This window comes from Azoarcus sp. DD4 (genome assembly GCF_006496635.1).
Taxonomy (GTDB): domain Bacteria; phylum Pseudomonadota; class Gammaproteobacteria; order Burkholderiales; family Rhodocyclaceae; genus Azoarcus.
In genome coordinates this window covers 3,506,764-3,521,052 of sequence record NZ_CP022958.1, presented here as the reverse complement: position 1 = coordinate 3,521,052, position 14,289 = coordinate 3,506,764, and the positions used below count along the sequence as shown (strand labels likewise).

Below are 14,289 nucleotides of genomic sequence, written 5' to 3'. Positions count from 1 at the left end.
AGTTCCACTTGAACAAGCTTGCCTACCGCCTTGTCCGCAATCGCCGCCACGGCGTCCTCCAGGCCGTCCCCGAATCCGCGCGCGCCTGCTCGGGTGGCACGCCGAAGTCGAGGTCGGTGTTCGCGGGCATCGTCGCCCGGTCCGCGGCCAGCCCGATGTTGAAGCCGGTATGCCGGGCACTGTCGTTGAGCTTGCTGGCACTTGGCGCCCAGGTGGCGACGGCCGCCACCTATACCGTCACCAACAGCAACGACAGCGGCGCCGGCTCGCTGCGCCAGGCCATCACCGACGCCAATGCCGACCCGGGCAGCACGATCAGCACGAGCGGGGCGCTCGCGCTGACGCCGGGCAGCGCCTTGCCAACCATCACCGCGACCACGACCATCGACAACGGCAGTACCGCCACGATTGCGGGGCAGTCGATCGATGCCGGCAGCAGCAACCTGACGCTGTCGGGCGCCGGTAGTTGGGCGATCGGGAATGGCACCGCCGGAGTGGCGGGAACGAGCGGTATGTCGCCAACGTCAGGAACCGCGGGCGGGGCGGGCGCTGCGGCGTTTACCGGCACCGGCTTCACGCTGACCAATTCGACGTCGGTGACCGGCGGGAGTGGCGGTGCCGGCGGGGCGGGTGGCAACTACACCGGCGGGTGTTGCTGGTGGGGCGGTAATGGCGGTGCTGGCGGCGCCGGTGCCGCCGGGGTGACTGGCGCGGGTTTCACCTTGATCAATAGTGGAAGCTTGAGCGGTGGCGCCGGTGGTGCCGGCGGTGCCGCTGGTGCCGGCAGCCCTGGGAAATATGGCACGTCAGGTACGACGGGTACAGGCGGTGCGGGGGTCGTTTCCACCGGCAATTCCACGATCACCAACAGCGGCACCATCAGCGGTGGGTTGAACGGCACCGGCAGCGTCCGGGCCAACGCGGTGTCGCTGTCCGGTGGCGGCAACGAACTGGTCATCCTTTCCGGTGGGGCCTTCGTCGGCAACGTCGTCAGCACCAGCGGCAGCACCAACGGCGGCGACACGCTCACGCTGGGCGGCAGCACCGATGCCAGCTTCGACGTTTCCAAGATCGGCGCCGCCGCCCAGTTCCAGGGTTTCCTGAACTACACCAAGACGGGGACCAGCACCTGGACCTTGACCAATACCACCACGGCAGCGACGCCGTGGACCATCCTCCAGGGCACCCTGAGCATCGGTGCCGACGGCGCCCTGGGCAGCGCCGCCAGCGCGCTCACCCTGAACGGCGGTACCTTGCTGACGACGGCCGATATCGCCACTTCACGTGCGGTCGTGCTGGGTGCCGGCGGCGGCACCATCGACAATGGCGGCAACGACGACAGCTTTTCCGGCGTCTTTTCCGGCAGCGGCAACCTGACGCTCGCCGGGGCCGGGACGGTGACCTTCACCGCCACCAACACCTACAGCGGCACGACCACGATCAGTAACGGGACTACGCTGCAAGTCGGCAACGGCGGCACCGCCGGCACGCTGGGCAGCGGCGCGGTGACCAACGACGGCACGCTCAGCTTCAACCGTTCGGATGCGACGACCGTGGCCAACGCCATCGGCGGCAGCGGTGCGCTGGTGGCCGCGGGCAGCGGCACGCTGACGCTGACCGGCACCAACACCTACAGCGGCACGACGACCATCGACAGCGGCGCTGCGCTGAAGGTCGGTAACGGCGGCACCGCCGGCACGCTGGGCAGCGGCGCGGTGACCAACGACGGCACGCTCAGCTTCAACCGTTCCGATGCGACGACCGTGGCCAACCTGATCGGCGGCAGCGGTGCGCTGGTGGCTGCGGGCAGCGGCACGCTGACGCTGACCGGCGCCAACACCTACAGCGGCACGACGACCATCGACAGCGGTGCTGCGCTGCAGGTCGGTAACGGCGGCACCGCCGGCACGCTGGGCAGTGGCGCGGTGACCAACGACGGCACGCTCAGCTTCAACCGTTCCGACGCGCAGACCGTAGCGAATGACATCGGCGGCAGCGGTGCGCTGGTGGCTGCGGGCAGCGGCACGCTGACGCTGACCGGCGCCAACACCTACAGCGGCACGACGACCATCGACAGCGGTGCTGCGCTGCAGGTCGGTAACGGCGGCACCGCCGGCACGCTGGGCAGCGGCGCGGTGACCAACGACGGCACGCTCAGCTTCAACCGTTCGGATGCGACGATCGTGGCCAACGCCATCGGCGGCAGCGGTAGCGTGACGGTTGCCGGCAGTGGCCCGGTGACGATGACCGGCGTCAACACCTACAGCGGCACGACGACCATCGACAGCGGCGCTGCGCTGCAGGTCGGTAACGGCGGCACCGCCGGCACGCTGGGCAGCGGCGCGGTGACCAACGACGGTACGCTCAGCTTCAACCGTTCGGATGCGACGACCGTGGCCAACGCCATCGGCGGCAGCGGTAGCGTGACGGTTGCCGGCAGTGGCCCGGTGACGCTGACCGGCGTCAACACATACAGCGGCACGACGACCATCGACAGCGGCGCTGCGCTGCAGGTCGGCAACGGCGGCACCGCCGGCACGCTGGGCAGCGGCGCGGTGACCAACGACGGCACGCTCAGCTTCAACCGTTCCGACGCGCAGACCGTAGCGAATGACATCGGCGGCAGCGGTGCGCTGGTGGCCGCGGGCAGCGGCACGCTGACGCTGACTGGCGCCAACACCTACAGCGGCACGACGACCATCGACAGCGGTGCTGCGCTGCAGGTCGGTAACGGCGGCACCGCCGGCACGCTGGGCAGCGGCGCGGTGACCAACGACGGTACGCTCAGCTTCAACCGTTCGGATGCGACGACCGTGGCCAACGCCATCGGCGGCAGCGGTAGCGTGACGGTTGCCGGCAGTGGCCCGGTGACGATGACCGCCAGCAACACCTATACCGGTGCAAGCACCGTGAATGGCGGCGCAACCCTCAATCTGGCCGATGGTGCCGGCCTGGCCGGCGCGGTGGCGGTGTTGTCGGGCGGTAGCCTCGGCGGCGGAAATGCCTCCATCGGCGGTAACCTTGGTAACGCCGGCACGGTCTCGGTGGCGGCGGGCAAAACGCTGACGGTGGGCGGTTCGTTCTCTTCCAGCGGCGCGCTGAGCGTGACCGTGGCGAGCATGGGCAGCTACGGCAGGATCGATGCGACCGGTGCGGCCAGCCTCGGTGGCAGCCTTGCCGTCGATGCGGCGGCGGCGGTCGGCCTGACCGACGGCTCGCTGGCTTCGGTGATCCATGCCGGCGGCGGGGTGAACGGCAGCTTTGCCAGCGTGACCGACAATAGTCTGTTGTTCGATTTTGCCGCCAGTTACGGCGCCAACGACGTGAACCTGATCGTCACCGCGGCCGACACTGGCGGCGGGGGTGGTGGCGATGGTGGCGATGGTGGTTCGGGTGGAGGCGATACGGTGCTGAACAGCGTCACGTCGCTGGGCAATACGCCGGCAGCCGGAGCGGCGCGTGTGCTTGATGCCGTGATCGCCGCCGATCCGACCAGCCCCCTTGCCTTGCTGTTCGTGCCGCTGACGACGCAGCAGGAGGTCTCCCAGGCCGCCAGCCAGTCCCTGCCGCTGCTGACCGGCGGCTCGAGCACCGTGGCGCAGAACGTGATGGGCGGGATCAATCGCGTGGTCCAGACGCGGATCGGCAGCCGGGGCGGACTGTCGTCCGGCGACGAGTTCCTCGGTGACAAGCACCTCTGGCTGAAGCCCTTCGGATCCTGGGCCGACCAGGACGATCGCCATGCGGTGACGGGATACAAGGCCGATACCTATGGCTTTGCCCTCGGCGTGGATGGCGAAGTGTCTTCCGCGTTGCGCCTCGGTGCGGCATTCGCCTACGCGAAGAGCGACGTGGACGGAAATTCGAGCGCGGCCCCGCAGAGCGCCGAAGTCGACGTCTACCAGCTGGTCGGCTACGGCAGCTATAGCCTGGACGACAGGACCGAGGTCGACTTCCAGGCCGGCATCGGCCGCAACCGCAACGAGGGCCGCCGCAAGATCACCTTTGCTGCCCGCGTGGCGGAATCCGACTTCGACAGTGAAACCGCGCACATCGGCGTCGGCATCGGGCGCAGTTATGCGATCGGTGGCCGGACCAGCCTGACGCCCTCGATCCGGGCCGACTACACCTGGATCAAGGACCAGTCCTACACCGAGAAAGGGGCGGGAGCGCTGAACCTGCATATCGACAGCCGCAGTACAGAGGCACTGGTCGTCGGTATCGACGCCAAACTGGAGCACCAGGTGAGCGAGCAGTCCTCGCTGGTCGGCAATCTTGGCGTCGGCTACGACACCATCAACGAGCGTGCGTCGGTGACTGCCGCATTTGCGGGGGCGCCCGGTGCGGCCTTTGTGACTTCCGGCATCAAACCCGAACCGTGGCTTGTGCGCGGCGGGCTGGGCGCTGTCTTCAAGACCGGCGGCGGCGTCGAGATCAGCGGCCGCTACGATGCGGAGTATCGCGAGAGCTTCATCAACCAGACTGCGTCGGTCAAGGCGCGCTGGATGTTCTGATCTGCGCTGAGCGCAAGGGAACGAGCCGGGGCAGGTCCCCGGCTTTTTCCGTTTTTGGGGAGATGACGCCGATGAGGATGCTGGCATGGGTGTGCAGCCTCGTCCTCGTCGGCTGCGCGACGATCCCGACACCGGCGGAGCGCCGCGCGCAGGCCGACTCGCTCGCTGCTGAGCAGGCCTGGGGGGCGACCGTGCTGCCGGCGGGGCATTTCGATCTGCTTGCCTACCTTCCGCATCGTCCGACGCGCGCTGAACGGCTGACCATCTACATCGAGGGCGACGGCCTGGCTTGGCTAGGCGTGTCGCAACCGTCGCCCGACCCGACGCCGCGCGATCCGCTCGCGCTGCGTCTGGCGCTCGCGCAGCCCGAGGGCGCCGCAGCCTATCTCGGACGTCCCTGCCAGTATGTCGGCGACGGGGCAAGACATTGCGCCAGTCGGTATTGGGCCGATGCGCGCTTCGCACCGGAGGTGATCGCTGCGAGCAACGAGGCGGTCGATGCCCTGAAGGCGCGCTTCGGTGCGAACCGCCTCACGCTGGTCGGCTATTCGGGGGGCGGGGCGGTTGCCGCGCTGCTCGCTGCCCGGCGCGACGACGTCGACGCCCTGGTGACGGTCGCCGGCAACCTCGACCTGACGGCGTGGACGCGTTTGCACCGCGTCCGGCAACTGGACGGATCGATGGATCCGGCCGGCGAGATCGACCGCCTCGAACGCGTGCCCCAACTCCACTTCGTCGGCGAACGGGACGACAACGTCCGGCCGGAGCTGGTGCAGGGTTTTGCCGACCGCTTTCGCCCGGGCGCGCGTCCGGTCGTGCGCGTGGTGCCGGACTTCGATCATCGCTGCTGCTGGGCCGCGCAGTGGCCGGTGCTGTGGCGGGAGATCGGGCGTCGCCCGCCGCCGTGACGGCGGCCGGCACAGGACTCAGCCGCGGATACGGGCCGGCAGCAGCGCAGCGATGGTCCGCCACTGGTGTATCGCCAGCCCGAGGCTGATCAGCGCCGCGCCGAGCCAGACCCGGGCTTCGATGACTTCGTTGTTGAGCATGTTGCCCATCAGCAGTGCCAGCACGGGGGTGATCAGGGTGATGAGCGCGACCTTGCCTGCCTCCATGTGCTTGATCAGGTAGTAGTAGAGCGCGAAGCCGAGCACTGAACCGAACACGCCGAGGTAGGCGATGGCGAGCCAGGCCTGGGCCGGGACGGCGGCGGGGGGCGCACCATCGGCCAGCAGCCAGGCGAATGCGAACAGCGGCATGGCGACGAGGAGCGTGCCGGCGGTGGTGGCGAGCGGCGGGCTGTCGTCGCCGATGCGCTTCACCCACACCAGGCTGGCGGAGTAGATCAGCACGGCGAGCAGCAGGGCGACGAGGCCGGGCAGGGCCTTGCCGGAGCCGGCCTGGTCGCCGGTGGCGAAGATCAGCGCGAGCCCGGCGATGCCGAGCAGCAGGCCGGCGATCTTGCCCGGTTGCAGCGCCTTTTCGCCCAGCCAAAGGGTGGCGAGCACGCCGGTCATCAGCGGGGTGAGGCCGAACAGTACCGAGATCAGCCCGGAATGGATGTATTGCGCGCCCCAGTAAGTGCAGAGCATGGCGCCGAAGGTGCCAAGGCCGCCGGCCAGGTAGCTGCGGCGGGCACGCGCGTGCAGCGGCAGGCCGATGCGCCAGACGGCGATGAGCGCCAGCGAAAGCGCAAGTCCGATCAGCATGCGCGCCATGACGGCGAAGGTGAATCCGCCGCCGATCGAGCTCCAGCGGATGGCGAGCGGCGTGGTGGACCAGATCAGGATGACGATGGTGTAGGCAAGGGCGAGGGGCATGGCGATGTCCTGCGGTTCAAGGCAAGGGCGGCGGCGATGGCGGTTGCGCGCCGGGGGCGGTGTTCCAGCCTGCGTAGCGGGGGAGAGCGGTAGCGGCGGCGGTGGTGACGTATCGGCGTTGCATGACGATTTCCTGATGAATGACAAATGAAAAGGCCGCGGTCCTTGCGGATTCGCGGCCCGGCGGTGTGCGTGCGGTGAAGTTTCAGCTGATCATCGCAACGGCATGCTCCCGAACCCGAATCCATGGCCGAGACGCCATACACGCAGGGCGTGGCGGCGCATGGCGCTAATCGTTCGGGATAGGGTGGCGATGGGCATGCCGGAAGTGTAGGAGGCGGCCGGCGCGACGGTCAAGCCCGATTCCGCCGGGCCGCGCGGGCGGACGCGATGGCAATGCTGCAGCGCTGGGCTATGGTGAGACTGTGCTGCCAGGCGGGGAGGCGTGGGCGCGGTGAGACCGATGACGATCCTCAAGCTGATACTCGGCTTTGCGCTGGCGGTGGCCTTGCTGCTGGTGTTCTCGGTGGCGGCCTACCGACCGCCGGCGCAGACGGTCCATCGGCCGGCTGCGCAGATGGACTATGCCGTCCGCCACGATGCCGAGGCGGGCGACGCGGCCGGCACTGCGCGGTCGTCGTATTCGATGGCTTTCGTCGAACTCGACGACGACGGCCTGCTCGCCGAGCCGGCGCAGGTCGAGCGCCTGCTGGCCGATCTCGGCCAGAAGCTGGCCCAGGCCGACACCACCATCCTGCTCTACGTGCATGGCTGGAACCACAATGCCGCCCTCGACGACGACAACGTGTTGTGTTTCGGCGAACTGGCGCGGGCGGCGGCCCTGATGCAGGCGGGCTACCGTTCGCGCAACGGCGCGCCGCGTGCGGTGTATGCGATCTACGTCGGCTGGCCGGGCGTGGTGTATCGCCGCGAGGCGTTCAACAAGGCCTTCACCTTCTTCGGCCGCCAGGCCGCGGCCGACCGCATCGGCGAGCGCGGCGATCTGCTCCACCTGTTCAGCCGGATCGCCCGGCTGCGGGATCAGCACCAGTCCGGCGGTGCCGGCGCGAAGTTCGTGATCGTGTCGCACAGCCTGGGCGCGCGCCTTACCTACAAGGCGCTGCGGCCGGTGATGCAAAGCTCGGTGAGCGACGGCGAGGATCGCCGCTATGCCTTGCTCGCCGACGTGGCGGTGCTGGTGAATCCGGCGCTGTCGGCCGACGAGCATGCCGTACTGGCCAAGCTGGTCGGCCGTGCGCCGGTGGCGGGCGAGGCGCGGCGGGCGCCGCGTTTCGTGATCGCCACCTCGGAGCGGGACGAGGTGCTGGGGGGATCTATCCCTGGTCGCAGCGCATCGCCAGCTTCGTGCGCGGCGATTTCGCCTTCCGCGACACGGCGCGCCTGGTGCCGGTGGGCCTGTTCGACGATTTCGTCACCCACGTGCTGGTGCTCGACCCGCCGGGCGCCTATCGCAACCCGCCCGGCCGCAGCGGCACCTGTCCGACGCTGCGCTACGACGAGCTGGAGATCGTCCGCGGCAAGGGCCGCGTGCAGCGGGCGGCCGAGCTCTACGACTTCGACACCGTGCGTCACTATGCCGACGACGGCAAGCTGCTGTACACCAGCCGCCTGCACAGGCAACCGGGGCGGGCGGAGTCCGACGTGATGATCGTGCGCGTGTCGGGCGAGATCATCCCCAATCACAACGACATCTTCACCTCGCCCTTCGTCGACTTCATCTCGCGCGTCATCAACGCCGGCCTCTTCCCGGACCAGTGGGCGGCGGCGACGCGCTGAGCGGGTGCCTCAGCCGTGATGGAAGTCCACCGGCCGCTGAACCTCACCGTTCACATGCAGCTGGAAGACGTCCGGCCGCGCATAGTGGCCGGCGACGTCGAGGCTGCGGCGGGCGATGCCGACCAGGGCCGGATCGAGATCGGCGTACAGGATGCCGAACTCCTGGTGCAGCGGCCCGGCGGCGATGCGCCCGCCGGGGGCGACCACCACCGCGTCGCCGCTATTGATCCATTCCGCCGGGTCCGGGTACATCGCCGCCTTGCCCGGCAGGTCGTCGGGCAGGTCTGCGGCGCGGCAGGCCCAGCCGCTGGCCAGCACCCAGCAGCCGCCCTCGCGGCCGATGTGCTGCATGCTGGCCAGCCAGCGCTCGCCACAGTCGTAGCTGAGCGCCACGTAGATCTCCACGCCCTGGGCGTACATCGCATAGCGTGCCAGCGGCATGTAGTTCTCCCAGCAGATCAGCACGCCGAGCCGGCCCACGGACGTGTCCACCACCCGTAGCGTGGAGCCGTCGCCGAAGCCCCATACCATGCGTTCCGGATTGGTCGGCATCAGTTTGCGATGGCGGTGCAGCAGCGCACCGTCGGGGCCGATCACCACCGCGGCGTTGTAGAGCGTGCTGCGGCTGTAACGGCCGTCGCGCTCGTCGATGCCGCAGACCACCGTGACCGCGTGCTCGCGTGCGGCGGCGCACAAGGGCGCAAGGTCGTCGGCCGACAGGTCGACCGCGTTGGCCAGCAGGCGGGCATGCAGCTGGTCGGCGAGCGCCATGTCGGCACCCGGTCGCAGCCGCCAGATCCAGGTCGGGTAGCCGGGGACGAATACTTCGGAAAAGACGACGAGTTCGGCGCCGCCGGCAGCGGCTTCGGCGACCAGGGTGCAGGCCAGCGTCAGCGTGGCGGCGCGGTCGAGCAGGCGAGGGGGATGCTGGACGAGGGCAATGCGCATGATGCGCCTCCGCAGGGGACGGCCGGTCCTTTCATCCTAGTCCGCCGGCCCCGTCCGGCAAGCGCGGCTACATCAACTGCAGGCTCCGGAGTGCGGTGATGCCGACGCTGGTGGAGATCAGCGAAGCGAGCGTGGTGAGCGCGATGATGTTGGCCGCCAGCGCCGAATTGCCGCCCATGGCCCGCACCATGACGTAGCTGGCCGCAGCGGTCGGCGCCGAAGCCAGCAGCATCAGCACGCCGAGATCGACGCCGCGAAAACCGAGCGCGATGCCGCCCAGGGTGAACAACAGCGGCACCGCGACCTGTTTGCCGATCACCGCTATCAGCGTATTGCCGAGCGCTTCGCGCAGGCTGCGGAAGTTGAGCGAGGCGCCGGTGCACAGCAGGGCGAGCGGCAGGGTGAGGTCGGCCAGGTACTGGCCTGACTGCGTCACCAGCTTGGGCAGCGCGATGCCGGACGCCGACACCGGCAGTGCCAGCACGATGCCGATGATGAGCGGATTGGTGACGATGCCCTTGAGCATGCGCGCCGGGCTGCTGCTCTTGTGCAGCGAGCGGCTGAGCGTGATCACGGCGAGGATGTTGAAGACGATGGTGACCAGGCCCACATAGAGCGACGCCGCGGCGAGGCCGGCCGGCCCGTAGGCGTTCACGCAGTAGGCCAGGCCGATGATGCCCATGTTGGAGCGGAAGGCGCCCTGCACGACCACACCGCGGTCTTCCGCCGGCTGGACGGCGCGCGTGGCGATCCATTCCAGCACCAGCCAGGACAGCACGGTGGCGGCAATGCCGAAGGCGATCAGGCCGAAGTTCGCAGTGTGTTCGATGCGCGTCCTAGCGATGCTGAGAAAGAGCAGCGCTGGCAGCGCGAAGTTGAACACAACGCGCGAGCCGGCCTCGATGAAGGCGTCGTTCACCATGCCGATGCGCAGCAGCCAGATGCCCAGTGCCAGGATCACGAAGATCGGCCCGGTGACGGAGAAGGAAAACGCGAGGACATCGAGAAAGTCAGACATGGCGCCGCCGTGATCTGCCGCTGCGGGAGGGGGCGCCACTCTACGCCCCGACCGGGCGGGCGACAATCCGCAGGGGCCGCAGTCATGCGGCAGTGCATCACAGTGCGTCAATCACGCGTTACCATCATGGTCTTTAAGTCATCCTCGCCGAGCATGCCATGAGTTCCGACCTTTCCCGCGGTGCCTTCGGGGCCGTCCTGGGCGACGTGCTCGCCAGCCCCGCCCTCAATATCCTGCGTATCGCTGCGATGGCCGCCGGCCACGACGGCGAACTCGACGGCGAGACCGTCGGCATGATGCGCGATCAGGTCGCAGCCGGCGTGCTCGCACGGCTGGAACCGGCGGCTGCGTGGGGCGAGCTCGAGCGCGGCCTGCTGGCGCAGGCGCCGTCGCGCATGCTGCGTGCGCTGCGCGATTGCGGCGCGCTGGCGGTGCTGCTGCCCGAAGTCGATGCGCTGTTCGGCGTGCCGCAGAGCGCCGATGAGCCGGCCGAGGTCGACATCGGCGAGCACCTGCTGCGGGTGCTGGACGAAACCGCGCGCTGCCGCGCCTCGCTGGCGGTGCGTGTCGCCGCGCTGGTGTTCAACGTCGGCAAGTCGGATTCGCCGCGCGAGCATCTACCTTCGCACTACAAGCACATCGAACGCGGCCGGCCGCGCATCGAGGCGATCTGCGCACGCTTCCGCCTGCCGGCCGACTTCCTCGACCTCGGGCTGCTCGCCATCGCCGAATGCGAGCGGGTCCATCGCGCGGCCGAAATGCGTGCCGGCTCCATTGCGGCCATGCTGGAGCGGGTGGATGCCTTCGGCAATCCGGTGCGTTTCGAGCAGCTGCTGACCTTGTGTACCTGCGACTTCCGCGCCTTCCCCGGCCGGGCCTCGCTGACCTACCCCAAGGCGGCGATGCTGCGGGTGGCGCTTGCGGCCTGCCTGGGCGTGGATGAAGCCGCGATCGCGGCCGAATTCGAGGACGACGCTGCCGACGCGGCGACCGCCTTGCTGGAGGCGCGTGCGTTCGCGGTGGCCGCTGCATTGCGTTCGGAGCGCTGGGCCGATCCCGCCTGAAACCTGCACGCTGCGGAGCCCTGTGCTGCGCAATGCTGCCGGCAAGGCCGCTCCGCCGCTAAAATCGGACTTTTCCTATAGGGGACCGCGATGAGTCACTTCCAGTCGGGCATTCTTGCCCCGGTGCCGCCGCTGGCGCGCCACCTCTTTTTCGCCATCGAATCGGTCGATGCACTCGGCCAACTTCCGGCCGTGCTGACGGCCTTGCTGCCGCTGGTCGATGGCGACGCCACCGTGGTGGGCCTGGGCGAATCGCTGGTGCATGCGCTCGACGGCAAGCTGGCCGGGCTGCGCGCCTTTCCGGCGCTGTCCGGTGCCGGCGTGGACGTGCCTTCCACGCAGCATGCGCTGTGGGTGTGGCTGCGCGGCGATGACCGCGGCGAGCTGCTGCATCGCGCGCGCGCTATCGAGGCGGCGCTGGCGCCGGCATTGAAGCTGGTGCAGTCCACCGACAGTTTTCGCTACAAGACGGGTCACGACCTCACCGGCTACGAGGACGGCACCGAGAATCCGGAAGGCGAGGCGGCGATCGCGGCAGCCTTCGTCGGCGACGGTGCTGCCGGCGAGGCGGGCGGCAGTTTCGTCGCCGTCCAGCACTGGGCGCACAACCTCGACCACTTCGCGGCGATGCCGCAGGACGAACAGGACAAGATCATCGGCAGGCGCAAGACCGACAACGCGGAGCTCGAAGACGCGCCGGAATCGGCCCATGTGAAACGCACCGCGCAGGAGAGCTTCGAGCCGGAAGCCTTCGTGCTGCGGCGCTCGATGCCGTGGGCGGAAGGCGGCGCGGCCGGCCTGCTGTTCGTTGCCTTCGGCTGCACGCTCGATGCCTTCGAGGTGCAGCTGCGGCGCATGGCAGGGCTGGAGGACGGCATCGCCGATGCGCTGTTCCGCTTCAGCCGGCCGCTTACCGGCGGCTACTACTGGTGTCCGCCGCTGCGCGACGGCCGCCTCGACCTGCGCGCCATCGGCTGCTGATCCGCCGGCAGCAAGGCACACGGCCCCCGCTGCGCACGATGCGCGGCGGGGGCCGTGGCGTTTCTGGCGGGCGCGCTCAGCCGTTGAGGCGGAAGCGGCGCACGGTTTCGCGCAACTGCATCGACAGGCTGGCGAGCTGGCGGGTGGCGTCGGCCACGCCGCGCGCCGAATCGTTGTTGCGGCCGCTCATCTGGGCGATGTCCTCGATGCCGCGGGCGATTTCGGTGCTGGTGGTCGATTGCTCGGCCAGCGCCGAGGAAACATCCGACACGGTGGACACCACCTGCTCCGACGAGGTCTTGATGCGCGCGATCGCCTCGCCGGCCTCGGCGGCCAGGGCGACGCTGGCCTGCACGCCGCTCACCTGCTCGTTCATCGCCTTGACGGCGGAATCGGTGCCCGAGGTGATGAGGCCGACGATGCGGGCAATGTCCTCGGTCGAGGCGGCGGTGCGCTCGGCGAGCTTCCTCACTTCATCGGCGACCACCGCGAAGCCGCGCCCCTGCTCGCCGGCACGTGCGGCTTCGATGGCGGCGTTGAGCGCGAGCAGGTTGGTCTGGTCGGCCACTTCCTTGATGACGGTGACCACCGAGGCGATTTCCTTGGAATGCTTGCCCAGCGCGCGGATGGCCTCCGACGACTGATCCACCGACTGCGCCACCCGTTCGATGTCGCGCACCACGCGCTGGATGACGTCGGCGCCGGTGCGCGAGGTGTTGCCGGATTCGGCGGCGATCAGCTTGGCGTCGGCGGTGAAGGCGGAGACGTGGCTGATCGAGGTCGTCATCTCCTCGATCGCGGCCGCGATCGATTCAGCCGCGCTCGACTGCTGCTGGGTGGCGTTGGAAATTTCGTCGGTGCTGGCGGCGAGGTTGCCGCTGGCCGAGGCGATCTGTTCGGCGTTGTTCTGGATCAGCTGCACCATGTTGCGCAGCTCTTCCTGCATCTTCTGCAGGGCGGCGGCGAGACTGCCGATCTCGTCGTCGCGATGCACCCGGATCTGGGTGGCGAGGTTGCCGGAGGCGATGTCGTTGGCGAAGCGGCGGGCATCCTCCAGCGGACGCATCAGGAAGTTGCGGGCGAAGACGAAGCCGCCGAAGCCCGACAGCGCGGCCGCGCCGACGATGAAGGCGATCATGATCATCACCGCCTGGCGGGAGGCGGCCTGTTCGCGCTCGTAGTCCTGGCGGGCGAGATCGAGCTGCAGCTCGATCAGCTCGCGGATCGCGTCGGAGATCGGATCCATGGTGGGGTAGAGCAGGCGTTCGGCAGTGGCGTGGATCTCGCTCAGCGCGCCGAGCTTGAGGCGCTCGACCATGGTGCCGATCAGCTCGTTGCCCTTGGCCATCAGCGGCTCGGCGGCGGCGACCAACTCGCGTTCGCGCGGCGACAGCTGGCCGCCGACATAGGCCTTCCACTTTTCGCCGATCAGCGTCTGCGCACGCTCCATCGCCTTGGCGCCGTCCTCCGGCGTGACGGTGCCGTCGCGCACCTTCTGGGTGGCGTTGACGACCGCCACCGCGTATTCGTCGGAGATGACCTTGAGGTCGCGCAGCGGAATGACGCGGTGGTTGTAGACGCCGTCCAGGCCGTCCAGGGTGGAATACATGCCCCTGATGCCGACGATGCCGAGCACCAGCGCCAGCACGATCTGCATGGCGATGGCGAAGTAAAGCAGGGTGCGAACCGAAAGATTGCCGCCGGCGGCGGACGTGTGTGTGCGTGCCATCTGGTCTCCTCCGTCCGCCTCGACGGGCGGCGGTTTATTGTGGTTTTCAAGCGGTGTCGGCGCGCGGGCTGGCGCGGACGACACGACGCCGGTTTTTACCACAGAGTTTTCCGCCGCGGGCGGCGGCGACACACCCTTAGCGGCCGTCCTTCACGATTTCTTTAGGGCGATTTCGTCGGAGCGCCGGGCGCCCCCTCCCGGCGCGCACCCGCACGAGCCATAGCAGATACGCCTGACCAGCTGCATAAATGGGTCTGGATATAGCAATGTGAGATAGCTGATAGTCGAAGAAGACGATGTTGCACCAAAGATGTGCGACGCCATACTGAGCTTGCGCATCCCCCGCCCGCCGTGCCCCCGGCCGGGTGCAATCACAACAACCCACAACATGCCGGCGCCGGCCGCGCGCGTTCTCGAT

General features: G+C 68.8%; 10 protein-coding genes. 6 read left to right on the top strand and 4 right to left on the bottom strand.

The window, feature by feature from the left end:
- Positions 1-8: 8 nt before the first annotated feature.
- Positions 9-4,514, top strand: coding sequence for an autotransporter domain-containing protein (locus tag CJ010_RS16215; protein WP_205754803.1), 4,506 nt, complete (start codon positions 9-11; stop codon positions 4,512-4,514).
- 71 nt (positions 4,515-4,585) lie between these two features.
- Positions 4,586-5,422 carry an alpha/beta fold hydrolase gene (locus CJ010_RS16210; RefSeq protein WP_141018998.1) on the top strand — a complete coding sequence of 279 codons (837 nt, stop codon included), beginning with the start codon at positions 4,586-4,588 and terminating at the stop codon, positions 5,420-5,422.
- Between the two features lie 18 nt (positions 5,423-5,440).
- Here the strand turns inward: CJ010_RS16210 and CJ010_RS16205 are convergent, their stop codons facing one another.
- Positions 5,441-6,334 (bottom strand): DMT family transporter, encoded by an 894-nt coding sequence (locus CJ010_RS16205; protein ID WP_141018997.1) that lies wholly within the window; start codon positions 6,332-6,334, stop codon positions 5,441-5,443.
- Positions 6,335-6,797: 463 nt separating this feature from the next.
- Between CJ010_RS16205 and CJ010_RS16200 the strand changes: the two genes are divergently transcribed.
- The gene (locus tag CJ010_RS16200; RefSeq protein ID WP_141018996.1) at positions 6,798-8,000 is read left to right on the top strand and encodes a hypothetical protein; all 1,203 of its coding nucleotides are present in this window, start codon (positions 6,798-6,800) and stop codon (positions 7,998-8,000) included.
- Complete coding sequence (locus CJ010_RS25580; RefSeq protein ID WP_256378929.1) at positions 7,997-8,131, top strand: hypothetical protein; 135 nt, start codon at positions 7,997-7,999, stop codon at positions 8,129-8,131. Before CJ010_RS16200 ends, CJ010_RS25580 begins: the two co-directional genes overlap by 4 nt.
- A 9-nt stretch (positions 8,132-8,140) precedes the next feature.
- On the opposite strand, the gene CJ010_RS16195 is transcribed toward CJ010_RS25580, so the two are convergent.
- Both CJ010_RS16195 and CJ010_RS16190 read right to left on the bottom strand, forming a co-directional pair.
- Positions 8,141-9,079 (bottom strand): carbon-nitrogen hydrolase family protein, encoded by a 939-nt coding sequence (locus CJ010_RS16195; protein WP_205754802.1) that lies wholly within the window; start codon positions 9,077-9,079, stop codon positions 8,141-8,143.
- Between the two features lie 67 nt (positions 9,080-9,146).
- On the bottom strand, positions 9,147-10,097 hold the full coding sequence (locus tag CJ010_RS16190; RefSeq protein ID WP_141018994.1) for an AEC family transporter: 951 nt from the start codon (positions 10,095-10,097) through the stop codon (positions 9,147-9,149).
- A gap of 158 nt (positions 10,098-10,255) precedes the next feature.
- On the opposite strand from CJ010_RS16190, the gene CJ010_RS16185 reads away from it, so the two are divergent.
- Both CJ010_RS16185 and CJ010_RS16180 read left to right on the top strand, forming a co-directional pair.
- Positions 10,256-11,161, top strand: coding sequence for a tRNA nucleotidyltransferase (locus CJ010_RS16185; RefSeq protein WP_141018993.1), 906 nt, complete (start codon positions 10,256-10,258; stop codon positions 11,159-11,161).
- Between the two features lie 90 nt (positions 11,162-11,251).
- Entirely contained in the window at positions 11,252-12,142 is an 891-nt protein-coding gene (locus CJ010_RS16180) for a Dyp-type peroxidase (RefSeq protein WP_141018992.1), read from the top strand.
- 76 nt (positions 12,143-12,218) lie between these two features.
- On the opposite strand, the gene CJ010_RS16175 is transcribed toward CJ010_RS16180, so the two are convergent.
- Positions 12,219-13,871: a methyl-accepting chemotaxis protein gene (locus tag CJ010_RS16175; protein WP_141018991.1), complete on the bottom strand. Its 1,653-nt coding sequence runs from the start codon at positions 13,869-13,871 to the stop codon at positions 12,219-12,221.
- Positions 13,872-14,289 lie beyond the last annotated feature (418 nt).

What these genes read in the sequence shown, in the direction of transcription:
- CJ010_RS16195 (WP_205754802.1), bottom strand. Translation starts at nt 9,079, where the DNA reads ATGCGCATTGCCCTCGTCCAGCATCCCCCTCGCCTGCTCGACCGCGCC.
- CJ010_RS16200 (WP_141018996.1), top strand. Translation starts at nt 6,798, where the DNA reads ATGACGATCCTCAAGCTGATACTCGGCTTTGCGCTGGCGGTGGCCTTG.
- CJ010_RS16210 (WP_141018998.1), top strand. Translation starts at nt 4,586, where the DNA reads ATGAGGATGCTGGCATGGGTGTGCAGCCTCGTCCTCGTCGGCTGCGCG.
- CJ010_RS16175 (WP_141018991.1), bottom strand. Translation starts at nt 13,871, where the DNA reads ATGGCACGCACACACACGTCCGCCGCCGGCGGCAATCTTTCGGTTCGC.
- CJ010_RS16190 (WP_141018994.1), bottom strand. Translation starts at nt 10,097, where the DNA reads ATGTCTGACTTTCTCGATGTCCTCGCGTTTTCCTTCTCCGTCACCGGG.
- CJ010_RS16180 (WP_141018992.1), top strand. Translation starts at nt 11,252, where the DNA reads ATGAGTCACTTCCAGTCGGGCATTCTTGCCCCGGTGCCGCCGCTGGCG.
- CJ010_RS16205 (WP_141018997.1), bottom strand. Translation starts at nt 6,334, where the DNA reads ATGCCCCTCGCCCTTGCCTACACCATCGTCATCCTGATCTGGTCCACC.
- CJ010_RS16185 (WP_141018993.1), top strand. Translation starts at nt 10,256, where the DNA reads ATGAGTTCCGACCTTTCCCGCGGTGCCTTCGGGGCCGTCCTGGGCGAC.